Source organism: Anaerophaga thermohalophila DSM 12881 (genome assembly GCF_000191885.1).
Classification (GTDB): domain Bacteria; phylum Bacteroidota; class Bacteroidia; order Bacteroidales; family Marinilabiliaceae; genus Anaerophaga; species Anaerophaga thermohalophila.
Genome location: NZ_AEWI01000022.1, coordinates 90,668 through 113,199, shown reverse-complemented (window position 1 = coordinate 113,199; position 22,532 = coordinate 90,668). Strand labels below are relative to the sequence as shown.

Here is a 22,532-nt window from a genome sequence, read left to right as displayed (position 1 = left end):
CGTTTCATTATCTTTGTCAACTATGCAAAAAGATATTGATTCCATAATTATTGCCATTGACGGACATTCATCGTGCGGGAAAAGCACTGTTGCACGTGATTTAGCAAAGGTCCTCAACATCGCTTATATCGACACAGGTGCCATGTACCGGGCCGTCACCCTGTTTGCGCTGAAAAACAACATCATTAAGGACCGTAAAATAGATGAGAAAGCTCTGAAAAAAGTAATTGAAGACATTGACATACGTTTCCGGTCAAACCTCAGCAAAGGGAAAAGCGAAACTTTCCTCAACGGTGAAAATGTTGAAGATGCGATACGAAGTCTGGAAGTAAGTAACAATGTGAGCCAGGTTAGTGCATTAGGTTTCGTTCGAAAACGCCTGGTCGAACTTCAGCGACTGATGGGTGAAAAAGGAGGTGTCGTTCTTGACGGACGTGATATCGGCACGGTTGTTTTTCCCGATGCCGATCTGAAAATATTCATGACCGCCTCTCCGGAAGTCAGAGCCCGTCGGCGTTACGACGAAATGGTTGCCAAAGGAGAAAGTCCCTCTTTTGATGAAATTCTGAAAAACGTGAAAGAAAGGGATGAAATAGACAGCACACGCTCAGAAAGCCCGTTGAAAAAGGCCCCTGATGCAATTGTGCTTGATAACAGTAACATGACCAGAACAGAGCAACTTGACTGGATACTGGACAAGCTTGCCGAAAAAGGGATACACTTTGATAAATGAGTCCTTCTGACAACAAAAACAGGCAGACTTTACATGTGGAAATCGACGATCAGTCGGGTTTCTGCTTTGGAGTGGTACGCGCTATCAGCAAGGCTGAAGAGAAACTTGAAAAAAACGAAACCATATTTTCACTGGGAGACATAGTTCACAATGACATGGAAGTGGAACGGCTGCAAAAAAAGGGAATGAAAACCATTAATCACCATGACTTGGAACAATTGGAAGATGGCACCGTCTTTTTCCGGGCCCATGGAGAACCGCCCGAATCATACAAAACCGTAAAAGAGAAGAACCTTAAATTGATTGATGCCACTTGTCCTGTAGTGCTTCGGCTTCAAAAGAAAGTTCAGGCTGCATGGGAAGAGATGCAGGAAAAGCGCGGACAAGTTGCCATTTTCGGTAAAATAGGTCATGCCGAAGTTAAGGGGCTTTCGGGGCAGACCAACCATGAAGCCATCATCCTGGAAAAAGAAGAAGATGTTCGTCTGATAGACCCCGCCCGGCCGGTAATCTTGTTTTCACAAACCACAAAAAACCCCGTAATATTCAACAATATAGCAGATGCTTTAAAAAGACATGCCATGCCCGGAGTGGAAGTCCGGATTCATGACACCATTTGCCGGCAGGTTTCGAACCGAACGCCTCATCTTCGGGATTTCGCATCGAAGCACGATGTGGTAATCTTTGTTGGCGGGGTAAAAAGCAGTAATGCCCAGGCACTCTATGAAGCCTGTTTTTCAGTGAATCCGCAAACCCATTTTATCAGCAGTCCCGACGACCTGCAACCCCTTTGGTTTACAGCAAGGCCCAAAAGTACCGGTGTTTGTGGAGCCACTTCAACGCCCCTGTGGCTGATGGAAAAAGTGGCTGAAAAAATCAGAATGATTACAGTACTAAAAAGACTTTTGACCCCTAAATCCCCTAAAGGGGACTTTTTCAAACTGCTGATTTTTAGCAGTTCCCTTTAGGGGTCAGGGGTAAAAATGGTAAAAATCAGCAGTTTGAAGGCTTTTTATACTGCACTCATTAGAATATTTTAAAAAAATAAAAAATATGAGCACCATAAAAAGTGTAGGTTTACTTACATCGGGAGGAGATGCTTCCGGGATGAATGCCGCCATCCGGGCAGTAGTCCGGGGATGCATTTATCACAATCTAAGAATTTTCGGAATCAGACGCGGATACCAGGGAATGATTGACGATGACATAGAAGAAATGCAATCAAAGTCGGTGAGTAATATCATTCAAACCGGGGGAACTATTTTAAAAACAGCCCGCAGCATGGAGTTCAAAACGGCTGAGGGTCGAAAGAAAGCTTTTGAAAACCTCCGTAACAGGGGAATTGATGCGCTGGTTGTTATCGGTGGCGATGGGACATTCACAGGCGCGCGAATTTTCGGCGAGGAATTTGATTTTCCTGTTGTTGGTATTCCCGGCACCATCGACAACGATCTTTACGGAACCGATTATACCATTGGTTACGATACCGCTTTAAATACCGTGGTAGAGGCAGTAGATAAAATCCGGGACACTGCCACTGCCCACAACCGTCTGTTCTTTATTGAAGTCATGGGACGCGATGCCGGATTTCTGGCATTGCGAAGTGGTATTGCTTCCGGAGCAGAAGGCATATTGGTACCCGAAATAAAAACAGACTATGCCCAATTGAACCATTTTCTGGAAAACGGCTTTAAGAAATCAAAGACCAGCAGCATTGTACTGGTTGCTGAGGGAGACGAAATAGGAGGAGCCATCAAAACCGCAGAACAGGTAGTGAAGACTCATCCCGAATACGATGTCAGAGTAACTATTTTAGGACATATCCAGCGAGGTGGCTCTCCTTCGGCTTTCGACCGGGTAATCGCCAGCCGGCTTGGGGTATCAGCTGTTGAAGCGCTACTGACCGGAAATAGAGGTGTTATGATTGGTCTTTCCAATAAAGATATCATTCACACGCCGTTTAGTCAGGCAGTGAAGAATAAGAAGGCGCTGAATCCTCAATTGCTGGAGTTAACAAATATTCTTTCAATCTAATGAACATACCAATCCAGACGGATGTTCGTTATTGGAAAGGAACAGCATGAATTATCTGGCACATCTCTATTTATCAGGTGATGACGAGAAGCTGCTCGTGGGAAATTTCATTGGCGACTATGTAAAGGGCCGAAGCTTTACCCGATACTCGGGTACCATGCAGACAGGGATTCTCCTACACAGGCACATCGATTCCTTTACCGATAATCACCCTGTGTTTCAGCAAAGCACCTCGGTTTTCAAAGACGGATACAGACGTTATGCCGGCGTGGTTTGTGATATAATTTACGACCATTTTCTGGCCGCCAACTGGAAGGAGTATTCAGAAATTGATCTGCACAGCTTTGTAATGAAGACGCACCGGATTTTAATGCAGCATTATTTTAGTTTGCCATCAAAAGTCAAGCAATTTCTTCCGTTTTTAATCAAAAGCCGTAGAATGGAGAATTATCAACACATCGAAGGAGTCGAAAAAACACTGAACATTATGTCGGCCAACTCGTCTCTTCCCGATAAAACATCATTTGCCCTGAAACAGCTTCAATCACATTATGACGAGCTTCAACAACAATTTTCGGAGTTTATGCCGGAAATAGCAGCTTCAGTCAGAGCCTTCATGGTTGCCCCGGACCGGTTTATCAGCTTTAACCATCCTGCAATTTCCTGACAGGTCTTCGCGTAACTCAATGTTTTTGAAGCCGTAGCCGGCAAGAAGTTTTTTAACCGGCTCTCCAAAATCACGATTTATTTCAAAAAAAAGTTTCCCGTTTTCTTTAAGTGCCGCCTCAGCATATTCAGCGATGGCCCTGAAAAAGAGCAGCGGATCGGAATCGCTGACAAAGAGAGCAACATGAGGTTCATAATTCAGAACATTGGATGGCATCAATTCTTTTTCAGCCTCCCTCACGTAGGGAGGATTGCTAACAATGACATCAAAAGGTTTGACGTCAGAGGACGACAGATTCAAAACATCCTTCTGTTCGAAGCAGATGTCCACTTCGTTTATATGTGCATTCTCAGCAGCCGTATTTAGTGCTTCCTGAGAAATATCCCAGGCCCGGACACCAGCCGTTGGCAGCATTTTAGCAAGGGCAATGGCAATACAGCCACTTCCGGTGCCAATATCCAAAACATCAACAGGTTTGCCCGGCGGGACACTTTGAATGATCCATTCGACCAATTCCTCAGTTTCGGGGCGTGGAACCAGTACAGAAGAATTTACTTTTATAGGAAGGCCAAAAAACTCCGTTTCACCCAGGATATATTGTATAGGTTCATGGTTTTTTAATCTTTCAAGAGCCTTTTGTACGAATAAGTGTTCCGAATCGTTTAATTTTGTGTGATCATTAAGCATCATTTCTGTCTTGGACCAACCAAACAGATGCTCAAAAATAAGCCATGCCAACTGAAAGGCCTCATGTGGAGAATATACATCAGAAAGTTCCTTACGTATTTTTTGGACAAATTCTTTTACTGTTGGCTGCATAAGCAAATTTTTATAAAGTGTAAAAATACAATAGATGAGTGCGGCATAAAAAGCATCGCAACAATTTTCAAACCAGTACCCGGGTAAAATCAAATATGCGAATTCTCCCGATGAACAGGAGCGCGATATTAAACCGATAACTTAGAGTAATTTAACACGGATGAACCTACAACACCAGGATGAATTATATATGCGTCGGTGCCTCCAGCTGGCCAGAAAGGCCGAAGGCAACACGTTCCCCAACCCAATGGTCGGATGCGTTATTGTGCACGATGAACGGATTATCGGCGAAGGTTATCATAGAAAAGCCGGAGAACCTCATGCCGAAGTAAATGCCATAAATTCCGTCAAGGATCAGGGATTGCTAAAAGAATCCACCCTGTATGTAAACCTTGAACCTTGTGCTCATTACGGAAAAACACCTCCCTGTTCACTTTTGATCAGGCAAAAGAAAATTCCGCGTGTGGTTATCGGTTGCAAAGATACCTTTTCGAAAGTTGCAGGCAAAGGAATAACGATGCTTCGCTCCACCGGTATCGAAGTAAAAACGGATGTTCTGAAAGATGAGAGCCGGGAGCTTAACCGGCGTTTTTTCGTTTTCCACGAACAAAAACGGCCATACATCTTGTTAAAATGGGCCCAGACCCGTGATGGTTACATGGATATTGACCGCACGGTTTTGGAAGAAGCCCGCCCCACCTGGATCACTGACGACTGGGCCAGAAGAATGGTACACAAATGGCGCAGTATGGAACCGTCGATCATGGTTGGAAGTATAACGGCTTTAAAAGACAACCCTTCGCTTACTGTGCGCGACTGGTCGGGGAAAAATCCTTTAAGAGTTGTACTTGACCGCTTTGGCAAGCTCCCCCATACGCTTACGCTCTTCAACGGGGAAACGCCAACTTTGGTCTTTTCGGAAGAAGGAACAACCGCCTCAGAGAATGTGGAAACCATATTCCTGCCCCCACAGGCCAATCCGCTGACATCCGTTTTGGATGAGCTTTATCGCCGCGACATCCAGTCGGTGATGGTTGAGGGTGGCAGCATTCTGCTTAAAACATTTCTGGAAGCCGGATTATGGGACGAAGCAAGAGTTTTTACCGGCGAAAAATGGTTCGTATCAGGTATTGAAGCACCAGTAATAAAACAGAAACCCCTGTCCTGGGAAAAATTTGGAAACAGTCGGTTATTCATTTATCGAAACAAATCATTATCTTAGAAAAACCATACGGTAACACTTGCTAAAAAGAGTTATTTACCAGATGAGTGTGGTATAAAAAGCATTTTTTGTCAAAATCAAGGCGTTTTAAATTTTTGTACCGGAGTTAACTCGTTGTGAATGACTGGCATGAATGACTAACTTATTCTCATAAAAGTCGGTATGGATATAATTAACGAAATTTTGTCCAGCAACATCCTTCCCTATGTTTTACTTGGCTATGCCATAAGCATCCTCGTTGTGGTTATAATGATTGTACTGGAGAACCGCAACCCCCTCAAAACTATTTCGTGGGTGCTGGTATTACTTCTTTTACCCGGCCTTGGTTTTATTCTATATATTTTTTTCGGACAGAATTTTCGAAAAGAAAAAATCATTGCCCGTAAAGGATTACGCAATCATCACCGGTTGAATAATCTGGCATATTCACAAATCAGCCAATTAACCCATGGGAGCCTGGGAGACAATGAAACAGCCCGGCAACCTACCGGTATTGTACGGTTATTACTCAACAACAGCAGTTCCCTGGTAACAACAGGGAATGAAGTAACATTTCTGAATAACGGAAAGGATAAATTTGAAGCTCTCCTGCGTGAACTTAAAAACGCCCGGCACTTCATACATCTTGAATATTACATTTTTGCCGAAGACAGGATAGGGAATGAGGTAAAAAAAATTCTTAAAGAGAAAGCATCCAGAGGCGTGGAAGTACGCCTGATTGTTGATGATGTAGGAAGCTGGGAACTGAAGAGGTCCTTTTTTGAGGAAATGAGGAATGCCGGCGTCGAAGTCTATTCTTTTCTTCAGGTTCGTTTTCCACTGCTTACCAGTAAAGTAAATTACCGGAATCACCGTAAAATTGTCGTCATAGACGGCCACATTGGTTTTATCGGCGGATACAACATTGCCGATCGTTACAAAGAGGGTGATGCAAAAACCTATGGCATCTGGCGCGATACTCATATAATGATTCAGGGAGATGCGGTAAATTCGCTCCAATCCATCTTCCTGACCGACTGGTATTTTGTAAGCCGGACCGAATTGACCGATCCCAAATATTTTCCTGCAAGCCAGCCTGTCAGTAATAAAGTGATGCAAATTGTTCCCAGTGGACCCGATTCCGACTGGCCGGCCATCATGATGGGAATCTTCCATACAATTACCAGCGCTCGTGACTATTTGTATATTGCCACGCCCTATTTCCTGCCAAGCGAAAGCGTTCTTTTTGCCTTAAAAACGGCAGCGCTGAGTGGCGTGGATGTCCGCATTATAATTCCTGAAAAAAGCGATGCCTTCATCACACTTCTTTGCTCCCGCTCCTATATCCGCGAAATGCTGGAAGCCGGGGTTCAGATTTATTTCTATCAGAAAGGATTTTTGCACGCGAAAACCGTTGTGGCCGACGACAAGATCAGCATCGTAGGATCGGCCAACATGGACTTCAGAAGCTTTGAACAAAACTTTGAGGCGACAGCTTTTATCTACGACAAAGGCGCAGCACAAGAAATGAAAGCCACTTTTTTTAAGGACCAAAGTGACAGTGAAATTATTCTTTTGCCCGAATGGATTGACCGTCCCTATATCGAAAAAGTCAAAGAATCGTTTGCCCGCTTGTTTAGTCCGCTTCTTTAGTCAATTGTGCGAATGTCTCTTCCGAAATATTCCCACCGCTGATAATCATTCCTATCTTTTTATCTCTGAACAAATCCCTGTTTTCGATCATGGCAGCAAGTGGAACAGCGGATGACGGCTCTGCGAAAATGCCGGCATGCTTTTTTAATATTGTCATTGCAGCACGAATAGATTGTTCTGAAGCTGTTTTAATCTCATCCACATATCGGCTAATGATATGAAAATTGAGCTTTCCCAACGACGTCTTAAGTCCGTCAGCAATGGTATCGGGGTTTTCAGACGGGACTATATACCCTGCTTTCAACGAGCGATACGCATCATCAGCATTGGCAGGTTCTCCGGCAATCACTTTAACATCAGGAATCAGATGCCTGGCAACAATTGCTGTTCCGCTCAAAAGTCCACCGCCCCCTACCGGAGCCATAACGATATCGAACGGGCCGTAGTCTTCTATCATTTCCAGAGCTGCGGTACCCTGACCACAAATGACATCGAAACAGTCATAAGGATGGATGAATGTAGCTCCCGTTTCGTCAACAATTTCCTTTAATCCTTCTTCCCTTGCCTCAAGTGTGGGTTCGCAAAAGGTAATCTTACCATCAAAACTTCTGACATTATCAATCTTCGTTTGGGGTGCGTTTCGTGGCATCACAATGTAGGCCGGTATGTTTCTGTTCCGTGCAGCAAGTGACAAAGCTGCAGCATGATTGCCGGATGAGTGAGTAGCAACACCTTTTGCCGCCTCTTCATCGTTCAGGTTTTGCACAGCATTGGTGGCCCCCCTGAATTTGAATGCCCCGGCCTTTTGTTGATTTTCGCATTTGAAATAAAGCTGAGCGTCAAACATATTGTTAAGGGCCTCACTGAATACGACGGGCGTACGTGTGATGAACGGTAAAATTCGTTCGTGAGCTCTTTTTATGTCGCTGAAAGTCATTGTTGGTTGTATGCGCATATTTTATCGTTCAACTCCTAAAATCAGCAATGGCACAGCCGGATGATTTCTTCCCTGCCGCATCACTTTATAAACCTCTCCTGCGAAATATGCAATTCCTGAAGACATTTCAGACTGCATCTTTTTTGTTTTTTCGTTGCTAATTTTACTTTTCAGCCCATTGGCATTTATAGCTGTAATTACTTCCTTTATTTCAGAATAAAGTTCAGGGTGATGAACAATAAGAAACTCTTCGCCATTTAGATGAGAATATTTTTGAGCAATTTCCATTCGAATAAAAATTTATTTCCCAAATGAATTAAGCGATAATTGACGCCATTCCTCAGGTACTTGGGCAATTTTATCCTTCGGTGAAGGAGTATGAATAGGTTTGTTTATAGGTCTCACTTTAAGTTTACCCTCTTTTAATTTTTCAATTCTTTCTTTTGCCGTATTACAATACTCAGTTTCTTTTTCAATTGCGATAGTATTTCTGTTATTTTTTAACGCTGCAACAGCTGTAGAACCTACTCCGGCAAATGGATCAAGCACCCAGCCATGCTCGTTGGTTAATGCCAAAACGCAACGTTCAACAAGTTCTATAGGGAATTGGCAGGGATGTTCAGTTTTTTCGGGATGATTTGATTTTACATTGGGAATGTCCCATAATTCCCTGTCCCAATCATTAACCACAATCTCCCATATATCCGATGGATTTTTCCCTTTTGGGTTCCCGGATAACTGTCCTTTCTTATCGCCTTTAAAATGTCTTTTCCCGGGATACTTGGAGGGGACACAAACATCATCCAGATTGAAGATATAATCATCATTTTTTGTAAACCAGAGAATAGTTTCATATCTTCCTGAGAATCTTTTTGATGCATGAAGGCCGTGTCCAAAATGCCATATTATACGATTTCTTAGCTTAAGACCAAATTTTTTAAATATCTGATAATAATAAATATCCAAAGGAAATACTTCACCCCTGTTCACATAATTACCCACCTGCCAGCACAAACTTCCTTTTCCTGAAAGCACTCGGATTAATTCGGCAATAATTGTTTCCTGAGTCTCCAGGTACTCTTCTATGGTTGTTTTAGTTTCATAAGACTTCCCGATATTATACGGCGGTGAAGTAATAATCAGATCAAATTTCTCGTCTTCAAAATTCTTCAAAACTTCAAGAGAGTCTCCATTAATTACCTGAGGACTAACCTGAGATGAAATATAATCAAATAATGGTTCTTTAGCTTCCATAACAGATGCGTTGAAGATATATACAAAGTTAAAAAAATAACTCTGAGCCAGGTCTAAAAAGCATCTTTGTTGTTTTAAATTTTTGCATCCTCATTAACAACAAGTTAACTCCTGTACAAAAATTTAAAACGCCTGGATTTTGACAAAAATATGCTTTTTATACTGCCCTCAACTCTCATCAGTATAAAATTTGTTTGAGTTATTGGCAGAATGGAACTCGTCCCGAGTAATCGGGACTCGTTTCATAACACATTATAAAATAAGGAAGGGTACACCCCCGGGATGTACCCTTTCCGTCAGGTTAAAAACCATTGTTTCCTAAAACAATGAAAAAGCCACGGTCAGTCCGGCCATTACAACCGAAACCATTGACATAAGTTTAATAAGAATGTTCAACGACGGGCCTGAGGTATCCTTAAATGGATCTCCCACGGTGTCGCCGACAACACCTGCATGGTGTGCTTCACTGTTTTTTCCGCCATAATTCCCCTTTTCGATGAATTTTTTAGCGTTATCCCAGGCACCACCAGAGTTGTTCAACATGATGGCGAGGGTAAACCCTGCAGTCAGACCACCGGCCAGAAGTCCTACAACTCCCGGAACGCCAAATACCACGCCAACAATCACAGGAACAGCAATGGCAAGAAGCGAAGGCAGAACCATTTCACGCTGGGCTCCTTTCGTGGAAATCTCCACACAACGGGCATAATCAGGCTTACTTGTTCGTTCCATAATTCCGGGAATTTCTTTAAACTGACGACGAACTTCATCCACCATTTTGCCGGCAGCACGACCAACAGCTTTCATGGTCATTGAACTAAAGACGAAAGCCATCATCGCTCCGATAAACAAACCTGCCAGCAACATCGGATTAAACAAAGAAAGGTCGTAGGCTGATGAAAAATCACGAATACCTGCCTCCGAAATTTCAACGGCTTTTTGTCCTTTAGCTACTGCGGGTTCAGGGTTACCAGCCAAATAGAAAATATAATCGCCCACCTGCTGAATGCCCTCAACAGAAGCCGTGGCCAATTTTCCAAGCCATAAGCGAACTTCTTCCATATACGCTGCCAAAAGGGCCATGGCTGTTAATGCTGCCGATCCAATGGCAAAACCTTTTCCGGTGGCAGCAGTGGTATTACCAAGCATATCAAGGGCATCGGTACGTTCACGCACTTCGGGCGGAAGTTCCGACATTTCGGCATTACCACCTGCATTATCGGCAATTGGCCCAAAAGCATCGGTTGCCAATGTAATACCAAGAGTAGAAAGCATCCCGACGGCGGCAAAGCCGATTCCGTATACGCCCATTGCAAAATTGGAAAAGCCTCCGGCAAAACCAAATGATCCTACAATCCCGACTACTATTGTCACGACAGGAATCCAGGTAGAAAACATTCCGACTGAAATTCCTTCTATTATAGTTGTTGCGGGTCCCTGAAGAGCCTGCTTTGCAATACCTTTGGTGGGTTTATACTCATCCGAAGTAAAATATTCGGTTCCCTGACCAATAATAACCCCGGCCAGAAGACCAACAACCACAGAACCAAAAATTCCCCAGGTAATCCAACCTGCAAACACCAACACAGCAAGAGCTATCAGGATTAAGAATGAACTTCCACCGGTTCCTAAAAGCAACGAAGTAAGAAGGTTCTTCTGGGTAGCCGACTCCTTTGCCCGGACAAAAAAGATTCCCGCGATGGAGAGAATTATCCCAACGGCGGCCACGAGCATGGGGGCCAACACTACCTGCATCTGTTCGGCCCCGGTCAGCGCCGGCAGTGATGCGCCAAGAGCTGCGGTTGCAAGAATTGACCCACAGTATGATTCATATAAATCCGCACCCATACCGGCAACATCTCCAACGTTGTCACCAACATTGTCAGCAATGGTTGCGGGGTTACGCGGATCATCCTCAGGAATACCGGCTTCTATTTTACCAACCAGGTCGGCTCCGACATCAGCAGCCTTAGTAAAAATACCTCCACCAACGCGGGCAAAAAGTGCCTGAGTGGATGCACCCATCCCGAAAGTCAGCATGGTTACAGTAATTTCTACCAACTTTTCTGTTTCAGTAATCCCGGGATTAACAAATGTTAGCCCGGCAAATTCCAGACCGGTCTTCATGTTCTCCGGGGTAAATATCAGCTCATTGAGAACATAGAACCACATAGCGATGTCGAGAAGTCCGAAACCAACCACAACAAGCCCCATTACTGCACCGCTACGGAAGGCAATTTTCAGTCCCTGATTCAGTGACTGGGAAGCTCCCTGGGCGGTACGGGCCGAAGCATAGGTGGCCGTTTTCATACCCAGATAACCGCACAAGCCGGAGAAAAAACCACCGGTCAGGAAGGCCAAAGGAACAAACGGGTTTTGTACTTTGAAAAAGGCAAGAACGCCAAGCAAAATAACCAATACCACAAAAACCCTGGCGACCACTCTATACTGGCTGCGCAAATAGGCATTCGCCCCCTCACGTACATGGCGGGCAATCTCTTTCATGGTATCGTTGCCTTCAGAGTTCTTCATCATTTGCTTGAAGAAAAACCTGGCAAAAAACAGCGCTATCAATGAAGCGACAGGAACAAACCAAAATACAGGATTTAGCATAGTTCTAAGATTTATTGGTTATTATTTAATACTGATTATTATCTTATTAACTGATCGTTTCATCCGTATAAAATAAATCTAAGTCATTGGTCGGATGGAACTCGCATGATTGAGTTTTATACATGTTCTTATGTGGAAATCTTTGCCATGCTCGTTTCTTCAGATAAAATCACCCAAAAGGCAGAAGTTTGACAGGCAGAAGATGTAACAAACTTCGATCCCCCATCTCATCTTCAGCTGGCTCTTAGTGATTTTATCCTGATAAACCTACCATCAACTTTCTAAATACAATAGTCTGTAAATCCTTTATAGTACCAACGCTACATAAAACACAACGGATCCCTGCCTTCCCCCAATTTCAGCCACGACAAGCGTGTTTTTAACCGCTTTTCAAAAAAAGCCAAAACAGGCACAAGATAAAAAATTTATCGGTTTGTACTCTTGGGATGAACGTTAAAATTTTTAAGAACAGAGTTATGTTCGAAGCGACACTTACCACCCGGGAAAAATGTTAAATCCAAATTGTCCGGTATAAAACCTGCCCTGATGAAAAGGAAAAGCAAGATAGGGTTCTATGATAATAACGCCAAAGAAACTGAATCTCACGGAAGTACCTGTACTAAAAACGGGTATCCTTTCTTTATCGGAAGTTGTAGTCAGAGATAGATACGGCCTGCTTTCATCGTCCCAGGTCAGACCTGCATCGATAAAAAAAGTAAACTCTGAAAAGAAAGTGGACGAACGAAGCAGAGCCAGGTCGACAGGGCCTGACAGAGGCATCCGCCATTCAACGTTGGCAACCAACATTCTGCTACCAATAAGATGCTTAATGCCAATCGATGAGCTATTATGAGTGGAATCGGCATAAAAGCTGCCGGTATCGTACCCTCTCACCAGCCATGGATATCCCGCAAAAAGCCGTGTCATTCTGTTGGTTTCACTGTCGGCCCCGTATCGCCCGTAATGATAAAGTCTGAAAGCAATACTGAACGGACGAATAAATTTATATTTCCTGTAGTCGAATAAAACGGCATGGGCATTAACGCCGTTGTAAAATTTTTCGACCTGAACCCTTGTTCTTGTGCCATCCACCGGCGAAGTCATCCCGTTTTTTGCATTATCAAAAACAAGGGCAACATCGGCCTGACCTACCCAAAAACCGTCAGGCGCATCGGTCTTTGTACCGGATTCATAATAAGTAGGATAATAATTGCGGATATCTTCTATCTTTTCGTACCTGTAACCATAATGTGCAAGCGAAGTTCCTGATTCAATTCGCACCATCCGGGTTAACGGCATATATGCAAACAAAGATGTTTTATCTTCGAAAATTCTTCGGCTGTAATAGACAAGACTTTGTTCATCTCCTGCACCCTCGTAAGTAAAATATCCCATCCGGTAAGGGACATGCGAGAAACTGATTCCTGTCTTAATTCTGCGCTTCTGGTTGAGTAGAGCAACCTGACCCGCGAAATCATAAATCTCTCCGTAAATGCTGGCGGCTGTATAGAGAAGTTGATGTCCCAGAACATCACTGAAAAGGGCTTCAATACTCCCTCCCATTCCTGTTCCAAAGCGACTTGTCATAACACCGGCGGCCATATTGCCAAGATAATCAAGTCGAAAATCCTTTTTGAGCGGTTTTGGCCGGGTTTCTACTTCGGGGGCATCCAATACACCGTTATAGATAAGGTTTTGATCAACAACAGAAAATTGTCTGGAAAACGGCGCCAGACGGGCAGCACGGTAATCGAACCCCTGACGTGGCACAACTTCGGCATGTTGAAGAAGCAACTCATAAGGCACCTTCACAATCTGAAACTCTCCATGCCAAAGCATTGAATAATAAATGTTTTCAGAAGCAAGACTCAGGGCCGGAGACATTTCGGTGATCCCCATAATTCCCGTTGCATAGTTTGTTGCACGCCGGATTGTTTCATCGGTAGTATCGAATACATACAAATCACGTCGCCCGTTCACATTCGAAAGAAAAAAAACAAGCTCCTGACCCGGGATTGCAACAGGATTAAGATTCTTTGCTCCGTCAAAAGGACAAAACACCTCAGTCTTTCCACTGATCAGGTTCACTCTGGCCAGGTTAAAAAAACCGGGGAAATGCCGTGTCTGGTCAGATGCAGGCTCATCGGTTGAAAACCATATATATTTTCCGTCGGATGTCCAGGAAGGCTGGATTGAGGCAAAAGAAGATGTTGTAACAGCTTTGACCTGCTTTTCTCCCAAATCAAATAAATATATATTGCTCACACCATTGACCATTCCACTAAAAGCGATACTCCGTCCATCGGGCGACCAGACCGGTGAAGAGACTGCATCTATCTCCGGCGGTGAAATTGTTCGCACCAGTTTGTTTCTCTTAATGTCAAAAATAAGAATGACCGATTGGCCTTTCCGGTAACCGGTAAATGCAAAATGACGGTTATCAGGCGACCATGTCCCGCAGGTTTCAATATATTCCAGGGCATCAATATCGCTGCTACGTGAACTGGTATAGAGTTTATCAATAATCTCCCCGTCGTGAGCACTGGCAAGAAAGAGATCCAGTGAATAAATATCCCGCTCCGATAAAAAAACAATATGTCTGCCATCAGGACTCACCGAGGGATATAAATTATACCTCCCGGCATTCTTTTTTGAAAATAGTTTTTGTCCAAGCAAAGTATAAGACGAATCCTGCCTTGTCAGTAGGTGATTGCCCAGCGTTTCACGCCACTCTTTCGACAGTGAGTCGGGGGTAATTCCAAGCAAATCGTTCACAGCCGTATGATAACCCGACATGGCTGAGGCGACAAAAAGACGGCGTATGTATTGCTCTCCGTATCGTGAGGCAATGTAAGACCAGAAAGCCTGCCCAAACCTGTAAGGAGAGTACCGCCCGCTGCGGCTTAACTCCTCCAGTGTCGGAAAGTCATTACTGAGCAATGCATCCCTCATCCAAACAGCAGTATAAGCATCCGAATTACCAACAGACAGATACTCGGCCATTCCTTCGATCATCCAAAGCGGCACCCTTGTCATTGAGGCCGGACTCAAATCTTTATATTGTTCAAGAATGTGATATTGAAAAGCATGCACCATCTCGTGTCCCAATACATGCGATGTCTGGTAATCCGAAAAGGCAAACGGCATCACTATCCGTCTTTTTAAACTTTCGGTTACGCCACCGGTGCCAATCCCGATATCACCCAAAATGGCAGAGGTCTGTTGAAATTCGGCGTGATTCCGGTAAAGGATAACAGGATTACGGGTACTAAACGTGTCAACCAGTAATTTGCGATGATAGCGATACCATTGTTCTGCCAGACTACCAAACTTATTAAGTCTGTTAGTGTCATCCAGATAGTGATATATATCGAAATGTTCGGTGCAGGCAAGTTTGAAATCAAAGGTACGGTAAGAGGGCTTATTCTTCCCAAAATACTGAGCGAAACTGAACTCTGAAAAAATACCCAGAAATAAAACCAACAACGCTATTGAAGTAACTTTGCCCATGGCATCAGTTTAAAGTTGTCCGTTTAAATTACGCAGAAATTGGAAACAGGGTTCAATTTATAAGCGGAAAAACAATTTGAAGGGGAAAACAATAACAGACCACTCTAAAAGTATCTGTACTTTTCTTCAAAAGTATCCATACTTTGAACCAAAAGTATCCATACTTTGCACCAAAAGTATCCATACTTTGCACCAAAAGTATCCATACTTTTCTTCAAAAGAATCCATACTTTTCTTCAAAAGAATCCATACTTTTCTTCAAAAGAATCGATACTTTTCCCAGTGTTTGTCGATAAAGTGCCATTTATTGCGTTACGCTTAAAACCAAAATACTCATTTACGAAACGAGCATGGCAAAGTTTGTTTTAATAGATTTTTAGATGTAAGATGGTAAGATGTAAGATGAAACGAGCATGGCAAAGTTTGTCACAATCAGAATATGTATAAGTTCTTGCATGCGAGTTCCATCCGACCTTAATAAATAAATTTTATACGGATGAAACGACTGAAAGGAGCCTTAAAAAATCAATTATGATGTTGTCAATGGCACGAATGACACCGAATTACTGTCGCATCAAAGATGCGACTAATTTCGCGTTAATTCGCGTAAATTCGGTGATCCAAACAACAAATGGCGCAGCCATTTTTATAAATATTTTGCCAAAAAACAGGAATTTATGATTCTGCCCTGAATTGTTCAAGAAACCGAACATCGTTCTCGAAGAACAGGCGGATGTCGTTGATCTGATATTTCAGCATAGCAATACGTTCAATGCCCATACCAAATGCGAATCCTGTGTATTTGTCCGGATCAATTTCGCAGTTGGAAAGAACGGCCGGATCAACCATTCCACAACCCAGTATCTCAACCCAACCGGTGTGTTTGCAGATGTTACATCCCTCACCGCCACAAAGTGTACAGGAGATGTCCATCTCGGCAGATGGTTCAGTAAAGGGAAAGTAAGATGGGCGGAGTCGAATGCGTGTTTCCTGTCCAAACATTTCCTTGGCAAAATAGAGAAGTGTTTGACGCAAATCGGCAAACGATACATCTTCGTCAATGTAAAGACCTTCAACCTGATGGAAGATGCAATGTGCCCTCGCCGATATGGCTTCGTTGCGAAATACCCTGCCGGGGAAAATAGCCCTGACGGGTGGTTTCTGCTGTTCCATAACACGAATCTGCACAGACGAAGTATGCGTTCTGAGCAAAATGTCGGGATCCTGTGTAATAAAAAATGTGTCCTGCATATCTCTTGCCGGGTGCTCGGGAGGAAAATTCAAAGCCTCAAACACATGCCAGTCATCTTCTATCTCCGGCCCTTCAGCAACGGTAAACCCGATGCGCCCGAAAATATCCACTATCTGTTTTCGAATAATGGACAACGGATGACGGCTTCCCACGGGCATAAATGTTCCCGGAAGTGTCAGGTCGGTAGCTCCCGATGTCAGTTGAGATTCTTCAAATTGTTCCTTCAGATTATTGATGGTTTCCTGGGCCGCAGCCTTCAACTGGTTGATTGCCTGACCAACAGATTTCTTCTGATCATTCGGAACATCCTTAAATTCCTGAAAAAGTTGAGGTATAATGCCCTTTTTACTGAGATATTTGATACGCAATTGTTCGGCTTCCTCAGCAGACGAGGCAGAAAGCCCTTTTATTTCTTCCAGTAATTTGTTAATCTTATCAAGCATAGTCATTATTTTTTTGGAACAATGAGCCCGGTCTAAAGAGCATCTTTGTTGCCAAACTCGTTGTTGTTTTAAATTTTTGCATCCTCATTAACAATAAGTTAACTCCGGTACAAAAATTTAAAACGCCTGGATTTTGACAAAAATATGCCTTTTATACTGCACTCAACAATTTAATTCGTCATGGTCTTTTGGCAAACGGATAATTTTCTGCCTGTAATACTAATCACCAGACTGTTAGATTTTTAGATTACAAAATGATTTACAAAAGTAGCTCTTTTCGGAGCCTGCTCAAAATTGAAAAACACAAAATGTGCTAAACCACAAGTAAATCGCAAAAGTAATAAATTTTTCCAGTGAGGCTGTAATTATTAGATTTTTAGATTTTTAGATTTTTAGATTGTTAGATATAAGACGTCAGATAATTCTTATGGCATTGATATACTACACCTTAGCAGAAAAAAACATTAATCTCAAACAATTGATTTGCAATTTATTCTAAAAATCAAGCGGAATATTGTCTAACAATTAAGCCGGGAAATGACACCGCATAAATTTGACCAGCTCTTCACTTATTCTTATCTTCCCGAAAGATGTTGTTCTAATAGAAAGCATGAAGAGAATACTTTTTATCAGTACATAATAGACCAGGTTAATGGAAGCCATCAGTGTTAAACCTTTTAATAAATTAGCCATTGTGCCATCAATTGGTTATATTTAGTTTTCTTTTATAGAAGCACACTTAAATATGTATAACCAAAAAACCAATACAGTTATGGACACAATAAAAAATAACACACAAAAGATCATCGAATATCTCGGGAATGATGACTCATTGCTCACTTTTGACCAACCAAAAATTTCCAAAGAGCGACTAACGCAGCCGGGTCCGGATACATTGGATAAAGTGTTCGGGCAAAGTGACCGCAACCCGCGGACACTCATTAACCTCTCGCGCATATACGACCATGGGCGACTGGGAGGAACAGGTTATCTTTCTATCTTACCTGTCGATCAAGGCATTGAGCACACAGGAGGCGCATCATTCGCCCCCAATCCCGATTATTTCGATCCGGAGAACATCATAAAACTCGCCATTGAAGGGGGATGCAATGCTGTTGCAACAACATTTGGCGGACTTGCTCTGCATGCGCGCAAGTATGCCCATAAAATCCCGTTTCTTGTAAAAATCAATCACAACGAGTTGATGACCTACCCCAATAAATATGACCAGATCATGTTTGGAAGCGTTTCGGAAGCATGGAATCTGGGGGCTGCTGCTGTTGGTGCCACCATCTATTTTGGTTCGGAAGAATCGAACCGGCAGCTGGTAGAAGTAGCCGAAGCATTTGAGCAGGCCCATGAGCTTGGTATGGCAACGGTATTATGGTGTTATACACGAAACAGCAGCTTCAAAACTGCAAAAGACGATTACCACACTGCTGCAGACCTCACGGGTCAGGCCAACCATTTGGGGGTAACGATAAAAGCCGATCTTATTAAGCAAAAATTACCAACCTGTAATGGCGGTTTCACAGAGTTAAAATTTGGCAAAACGCATCCCGACATGTATAAGAAACTGACCTCTGATCATCCCATCGATTTATGCCGTTACCAGGTGGCTAACTGCTACATGGGAAAGATCGGACTGATCAATTCGGGCGGAGCATCTTCCGGAGCCAGTGATTTTGGTGAAGCCGTACGCACGGCTGTCATTAACAAACGGGCAGGCGGCTCAGGTTTGATTTCGGGCAGGAAAGCATTTCAAAGGCCAATGAAAGAAGGTGTTGAATTATTGAATCTGATACAGGATGTGTATCTGAATAATGAAATTTCGATAGCGTGATATAGCTACATACAAAAGATCGATTGAATTATCGATCGATCTTTTGTATGATATCTATCGTCTTAATACGGATATCATTTACCGGCCTGTTTTCGCCATAAGTCTCAACGGCAGCAATCCTGTCTACCACATCCATACCATCGGTCACTTCTCCAAAAACCGTATAATCGCCATCAAGATAAGGGGCCCCGCCAACCGTTGTATAAATTTCGCGTTGAGAAGGTGTAAACCGGAATCCCTTTTCTTCTTCTATCTCATCAAGCTCCTCATGAGTAAAAACACGCCCCGAGATAATGTAAAACTGCGATCCGTCCGAACGGTTTCCGGGATTTCTGTCCGGTGGTAGTTTTGAAGCAGCCACGGCGCCTCTTTTGTGAAACCGCGAAGGAACTATTTTTGTAGGCAGATTATATCCGGGTCCCTGCCAGCCTACTATATCGTCTTTACCGGCATATTTGGAATCGGCAGCCCCGGTTTGTATCAAAAAATCTTTAAGAACCCGGTGCACCAAAAGACTGTCATAGAAATGATCGCTCACCAGTTTAATAAAATTGTCCCGAAACCTGGGGGTCTCATCATAAAGGCTGATGACGATATTTCCCATTGTGGTTTTTATCCTGAAGCCGGCGACCTTTTCATGAGAAATATAAACCTTATCGGTTTTAGTGCGCAAATCCCAGACAGACACCGGCCGGTCGGTTTGTTTCTTCAGCAATGCGGCGATGTGTTCCTGACTTAGAACCACCTTTCGCAGAGAATCGTTCACCTCCCTTTCCTGCACTATTCCAAGTAATTCGTGATTCAATCTGAATGCAGGTTTACCAGCCCTTAGAATAGCCGGTGCCTCCAGGAAACTGATTGAATCCATGTCGTGAAAAGCACCCGCAACACCTTTCCGAACATAGAGTTTTCGTGAGGGCCTTCTCAGCGTATAAAGAGAATCGGTTTCTTGCTGATTCTCTGTCAGTTTAATATAGTTGGGATTATTCCTTTTAACTTTCAGAATAACCAGGTCAAGATTATGATCGTAAGCAGTGTATCCCCTCACGTCCTTGTAGTCTTTTGTTCCGGGAGGTGCTATTTTTGCCTTATATGCTCCTTTAATCCACTCCAGATTGGTTACCACCAGGTCGCGATCAATAAAAAACCCAAACCCTTTTTTCTCTACCCGGTTATAATGATCGAAAGTGTGAATCTCAACCATACCCTTTATATTGGCCTGATAAGAGCCTTTGGGTTGTTGTGTTTGTTCACTCCTTTTCTGAGGGGACTTGCAACCCGACAAAAAAGAGATCAGAAGGATCAATATGATCGGATTCTTCAATACAAAGTTGAGGTATTTAAACTGCATAATAATATAGAACTTTAGATCCCTGACTCCACTCTTAAAAGTCACTTCCAGGAACAACAGACTTAATTTAAGGTTTACTTAAAAAACCTTGAGCTCAGTCTAAAAAGCATCTTTGCTGCCAAACTCGTTGTTGTTTTAAATTTTTGCATCCTCATTAACAATAAGTTAACTCCTGTACAAAAGTTTAAAACGCTTTGATTTTGACAAAAATATGCTTTTTATACTGCACTCAACCTTGCACTTCAAAGGGAAAAATTCACTATAACACCCGGAAATAGTAACTCAGCGTCAGTGCGTCTTCGTGTTCAGGCCTTTTCAGGTAACCATTGTCATTGCGAAATTTCTTTTATCTCAATAACCACATCGGTAAACGGACGGTCGTTCTTATCGGTCTTTAACGCTGCAATCTTGTCAATAACATCAAACCCCTCAACAACTTCGCCGAAAACCGTATATTCTCCGTCCAGGTCGGGCAATCCGCCAATGGTCGTATAAGCCTTTCGTTGCTCTTCGGAAAACTCGAGATAATCTGACAAGGAATATTCGAAATTGATCTTCTCTTTTATCTCACGCAAAAGCTTATTAAAGGCTCTCGGGTCTTCTTTTTTGAGTTTTGCCAGTTCTTCTTTACGCGGAAGATAATACTTTCTCTTCAAATCGTTTTTGATGGGAATATTGGTGTTCTTTTCGAGAATATCGAGTTGCTCATTGGTCCATACTTTTCCCTCTACGATATAAAACTGGGATATATCGGACATCTTGAAATGGTTCGCATCTTCGGGTTGACGGGGCGCACAAATCGCTCCTTTTTTATGAAAATGGTTGTCACGGAATTCGGCATCAATGTTTACTGCCCCGGTACCATAGCCGATGTGTTTGCCTGGTGGCGCATTTCGCGAATCTGAGGAACCACCCTGAATAACAAAGTTTTTGATTACTCTGTAAAACAGGGTTCCGTCGAAATGCCCTTTGTTGACCAGTTTCAAAAATTCATTCCTGTGATTGGGGGTATCGTTGTAAAGTTTCACTTTCATGTTCCCCATGTTGGTATTGATGAGGACATAATGTGTGTATTCCTGAGCAGAAAGCGTTCCTATCGTAAGAAAAACAACTGTCGCCGTCAGTAGTATTGATAATTTTCGCATGGTTTTAAAAAAGTCAAAAGATCATCGGTTTATTCGTTGCCGGTGTTACAGGTCAGGCCGTCAAAAGCAGACCCTCTTCATCGGGTTACAGGAAAAGTTCACAAAAACTATTCCTCAATGATCGCCATGGTCATTTTTATATCTTTAAGAGGCCGGTCATTTTGGTCGGTAGCCACTGCAGCTATAGAGTCGATTACGTTAAGTCCTTCCTCCACTTCCCCAAAAACAGTATAAGCCCCGTCAAGTTGAGGAGTTCCTCCTATGGTAGAATATGCTACACGAATATTTTCAGGGAAAGAGAAGCTGGCGGAGTCGCCGAGTTCTTCTCTTGCCTTTTGTTCAATCTCATCTATGAGGGATTCAAATCCTTCTCTGTCACCTCGTTGGCGCATAGCCATCAGCGAGTCCTGATAAGGATTGAGCATATCAAACATCTTTGACTGAATACGGCGCCTCGAGTGTTCCTCTTCAATATTGTCGAGTTCCTCTGATGTATATGTCATGCCCTGAACAATATAAAACTGTGACCCGGAAGATTCGCGTTCGGGATTGACCTGATCACCCTGCCGTGCAGCGGCCAGAGCACCCTTTTTATGAAAATGTTTGGGGTAATTGATTTCTGCCGGCAATGTATAACCAGGGCCGCCACTTCCCAGCCGTGTTCTTTCCGTTGCTTCTTTTGATTCCGGATCGCCTCCCTGAATCATGAAACCATCAATGACGCGATGGAAAAGAAGTTGGTCATAATACCCCTCTTCTACAAGTTTCAAAAAGTTAGCCCTATGTTTAGGTGTATCTTCATAAAGCCTGACTTTCATATTCCCGTAAGGCGTTTTGATGAGCACTTTCTTTTCAGGCTCTTCACATGTTACAAAAACGAATCCTAAAGCGATAATTAATATCGAAACAACTGCCTTGCTGTGATTTAAGAGTGAAGTCATGATTATATAATTTTACAGATTAAGTTTTGAGCCCGGTCTAAAAAGCATCTTTGTTGCCAAACTCGTTGTTGTTTTAAATTTTTGCATCCTCATTAACAACAAGTTAACTCCGGTACAAAAATTTAAAACGCCTTGA

General features: G+C 43.0%; 18 protein-coding genes. 7 read left to right on the top strand and 11 right to left on the bottom strand.

Features of this window, described 5'->3' with window-relative positions:
- Positions 1-22 precede the first annotated feature (22 nt).
- The 4 genes from cmk (at position 23) to ATH1_RS0108285 (ending at position 3,434) form a co-directional block, all read left to right on the top strand.
- Positions 23-733: a (d)CMP kinase gene (cmk, locus tag ATH1_RS0108300; RefSeq protein WP_010420092.1), complete on the top strand. Its 711-nt coding sequence runs from the start codon at positions 23-25 to the stop codon at positions 731-733.
- Positions 730-1,701 (top strand): 4-hydroxy-3-methylbut-2-enyl diphosphate reductase, encoded by a 972-nt coding sequence (locus ATH1_RS0108295; RefSeq protein ID WP_010420090.1) that lies wholly within the window; start codon positions 730-732, stop codon positions 1,699-1,701. Before cmk ends, ATH1_RS0108295 begins: the two co-directional genes overlap by 4 nt.
- Positions 1,702-1,786: 85 nt before the next feature.
- Positions 1,787-2,767: a 6-phosphofructokinase gene (pfkA, locus tag ATH1_RS0108290; protein WP_010420087.1), complete on the top strand. Its 981-nt coding sequence runs from the start codon at positions 1,787-1,789 to the stop codon at positions 2,765-2,767.
- Between the two features lie 46 nt (positions 2,768-2,813).
- Positions 2,814-3,434: an acyl carrier protein phosphodiesterase gene (locus ATH1_RS0108285; protein WP_010420086.1), complete on the top strand. Its 621-nt coding sequence runs from the start codon at positions 2,814-2,816 to the stop codon at positions 3,432-3,434.
- Here the strand turns inward: ATH1_RS0108285 and prmC are convergent.
- Complete coding sequence (gene prmC / locus ATH1_RS0108280; RefSeq protein ID WP_010420083.1) at positions 3,369-4,253, bottom strand: peptide chain release factor N(5)-glutamine methyltransferase; 885 nt, start codon at positions 4,251-4,253, stop codon at positions 3,369-3,371. The genes ATH1_RS0108285 and prmC overlap by 66 nt on opposite strands.
- A 160-nt stretch (positions 4,254-4,413) precedes the next feature.
- Between prmC and ribD the strand changes: the two genes are divergently transcribed.
- Positions 4,414-5,475, top strand: coding sequence for a bifunctional diaminohydroxyphosphoribosylaminopyrimidine deaminase/5-amino-6-(5-phosphoribosylamino)uracil reductase RibD (gene ribD / locus ATH1_RS0108275; RefSeq protein WP_010420081.1), 1,062 nt, complete (start codon positions 4,414-4,416; stop codon positions 5,473-5,475).
- 162 nt (positions 5,476-5,637) lie between these two features.
- The gene (gene cls, locus ATH1_RS0108270; protein WP_010420079.1) at positions 5,638-7,107 is read left to right on the top strand and encodes a cardiolipin synthase; all 1,470 of its coding nucleotides are present in this window, start codon (positions 5,638-5,640) and stop codon (positions 7,105-7,107) included.
- Here cls and ATH1_RS0108265 read toward each other — a convergent pair.
- The 7 genes from ATH1_RS0108265 to ATH1_RS21415 form a co-directional block, all read right to left on the bottom strand.
- Positions 7,091-8,062 (bottom strand): threonine ammonia-lyase, encoded by a 972-nt coding sequence (locus ATH1_RS0108265; RefSeq protein WP_029164034.1) that lies wholly within the window; start codon positions 8,060-8,062, stop codon positions 7,091-7,093. The two genes, cls and ATH1_RS0108265, sit on opposite strands and share 17 nt — an antisense overlap.
- Before the next feature lie 3 nt (positions 8,063-8,065).
- The gene (locus ATH1_RS0108260) at positions 8,066-8,332 is read right to left on the bottom strand and encodes a PDDEXK family nuclease (RefSeq protein ID WP_010420076.1); all 267 of its coding nucleotides are present in this window, start codon (positions 8,330-8,332) and stop codon (positions 8,066-8,068) included.
- Between the two features lie 12 nt (positions 8,333-8,344).
- Positions 8,345-9,298 (bottom strand): DNA-methyltransferase, encoded by a 954-nt coding sequence (locus ATH1_RS0108255; protein ID WP_010420074.1) that lies wholly within the window; start codon positions 9,296-9,298, stop codon positions 8,345-8,347.
- Positions 9,299-9,616: 318 nt separating this feature from the next.
- On the bottom strand, positions 9,617-11,911 hold the full coding sequence (locus ATH1_RS0108250) for a sodium-translocating pyrophosphatase (protein ID WP_010420073.1): 2,295 nt from the start codon (positions 11,909-11,911) through the stop codon (positions 9,617-9,619).
- A 492-nt stretch (positions 11,912-12,403) separates the two neighbouring features.
- Entirely contained in the window at positions 12,404-15,421 is a 3,018-nt protein-coding gene (locus tag ATH1_RS0108245) for a basic secretory protein-like protein (RefSeq protein ID WP_010420071.1), read from the bottom strand.
- Between the two features lie 675 nt (positions 15,422-16,096).
- Complete coding sequence (gene pheS, locus ATH1_RS0108240) at positions 16,097-17,116, bottom strand: phenylalanine--tRNA ligase subunit alpha (RefSeq protein ID WP_010420070.1); 1,020 nt, start codon at positions 17,114-17,116, stop codon at positions 16,097-16,099.
- Between the two features lie 525 nt (positions 17,117-17,641).
- Positions 17,642-17,809 (bottom strand): hypothetical protein, encoded by a 168-nt coding sequence (locus ATH1_RS21415; RefSeq protein WP_156062757.1) that lies wholly within the window; start codon positions 17,807-17,809, stop codon positions 17,642-17,644.
- 79 nt (positions 17,810-17,888) lie between these two features.
- On the opposite strand from ATH1_RS21415, the gene ATH1_RS0108235 reads away from it, so the two are divergent.
- Complete coding sequence (locus ATH1_RS0108235) at positions 17,889-18,959, top strand: class I fructose-bisphosphate aldolase (protein ID WP_010420069.1); 1,071 nt, start codon at positions 17,889-17,891, stop codon at positions 18,957-18,959.
- Positions 18,960-18,987: 28 nt separating this feature from the next.
- Here ATH1_RS0108235 and ATH1_RS20125 read toward each other — a convergent pair whose 3' ends face one another.
- The 3 genes from ATH1_RS20125 to ATH1_RS0108220 all read right to left on the bottom strand — a co-directional run bounded on the left by ATH1_RS20125 (position 18,988) and on the right by ATH1_RS0108220 (position 22,396).
- Positions 18,988-20,310, bottom strand: a complete 1,323-nt coding sequence (locus ATH1_RS20125) for a peptidylprolyl isomerase (protein WP_010420066.1) — start codon at positions 20,308-20,310, stop codon at positions 18,988-18,990.
- A gap of 329 nt (positions 20,311-20,639) precedes the next feature.
- The gene (locus ATH1_RS0108225; RefSeq protein WP_010420063.1) at positions 20,640-21,455 is read right to left on the bottom strand and encodes a peptidylprolyl isomerase; all 816 of its coding nucleotides are present in this window, start codon (positions 21,453-21,455) and stop codon (positions 20,640-20,642) included.
- Positions 21,456-21,562: 107 nt separating this feature from the next.
- Positions 21,563-22,396 (bottom strand): peptidylprolyl isomerase, encoded by an 834-nt coding sequence (locus ATH1_RS0108220; protein ID WP_010420060.1) that lies wholly within the window; start codon positions 22,394-22,396, stop codon positions 21,563-21,565.
- Positions 22,397-22,532: the final 136 nt, after the last annotated feature.

What these genes read in the sequence shown, in the direction of transcription:
- cmk (WP_010420092.1), top strand. Translation starts at nt 23, where the DNA reads ATGCAAAAAGATATTGATTCCATAATTATTGCCATTGACGGACATTCA.
- ATH1_RS0108295 (WP_010420090.1), top strand. Translation starts at nt 730, where the DNA reads ATGAGTCCTTCTGACAACAAAAACAGGCAGACTTTACATGTGGAAATC.
- pfkA (WP_010420087.1), top strand. Translation starts at nt 1,787, where the DNA reads ATGAGCACCATAAAAAGTGTAGGTTTACTTACATCGGGAGGAGATGCT.
- ATH1_RS0108285 (WP_010420086.1), top strand. Translation starts at nt 2,814, where the DNA reads ATGAATTATCTGGCACATCTCTATTTATCAGGTGATGACGAGAAGCTG.
- prmC (WP_010420083.1), bottom strand. Translation starts at nt 4,253, where the DNA reads ATGCAGCCAACAGTAAAAGAATTTGTCCAAAAAATACGTAAGGAACTT.
- ribD (WP_010420081.1), top strand. Translation starts at nt 4,414, where the DNA reads ATGAACCTACAACACCAGGATGAATTATATATGCGTCGGTGCCTCCAG.
- cls (WP_010420079.1), top strand. Translation starts at nt 5,638, where the DNA reads ATGGATATAATTAACGAAATTTTGTCCAGCAACATCCTTCCCTATGTT.
- ATH1_RS0108265 (WP_029164034.1), bottom strand. Translation starts at nt 8,062, where the DNA reads ATGCGCATACAACCAACAATGACTTTCAGCGACATAAAAAGAGCTCAC.
- ATH1_RS0108260 (WP_010420076.1), bottom strand. Translation starts at nt 8,332, where the DNA reads ATGGAAATTGCTCAAAAATATTCTCATCTAAATGGCGAAGAGTTTCTT.
- ATH1_RS0108255 (WP_010420074.1), bottom strand. Translation starts at nt 9,298, where the DNA reads ATGGAAGCTAAAGAACCATTATTTGATTATATTTCATCTCAGGTTAGT.
- ATH1_RS0108250 (WP_010420073.1), bottom strand. Translation starts at nt 11,911, where the DNA reads ATGCTAAATCCTGTATTTTGGTTTGTTCCTGTCGCTTCATTGATAGCG.
- ATH1_RS0108245 (WP_010420071.1), bottom strand. Translation starts at nt 15,421, where the DNA reads ATGGGCAAAGTTACTTCAATAGCGTTGTTGGTTTTATTTCTGGGTATT.
- pheS (WP_010420070.1), bottom strand. Translation starts at nt 17,116, where the DNA reads ATGCTTGATAAGATTAACAAATTACTGGAAGAAATAAAAGGGCTTTCT.
- ATH1_RS21415 (WP_156062757.1), bottom strand. Translation starts at nt 17,809, where the DNA reads ATGGCTAATTTATTAAAAGGTTTAACACTGATGGCTTCCATTAACCTG.
- ATH1_RS0108235 (WP_010420069.1), top strand. Translation starts at nt 17,889, where the DNA reads ATGGACACAATAAAAAATAACACACAAAAGATCATCGAATATCTCGGG.
- ATH1_RS20125 (WP_010420066.1), bottom strand. Translation starts at nt 20,310, where the DNA reads ATGCAGTTTAAATACCTCAACTTTGTATTGAAGAATCCGATCATATTG.
- ATH1_RS0108225 (WP_010420063.1), bottom strand. Translation starts at nt 21,455, where the DNA reads ATGCGAAAATTATCAATACTACTGACGGCGACAGTTGTTTTTCTTACG.
- ATH1_RS0108220 (WP_010420060.1), bottom strand. Translation starts at nt 22,396, where the DNA reads ATGACTTCACTCTTAAATCACAGCAAGGCAGTTGTTTCGATATTAATT.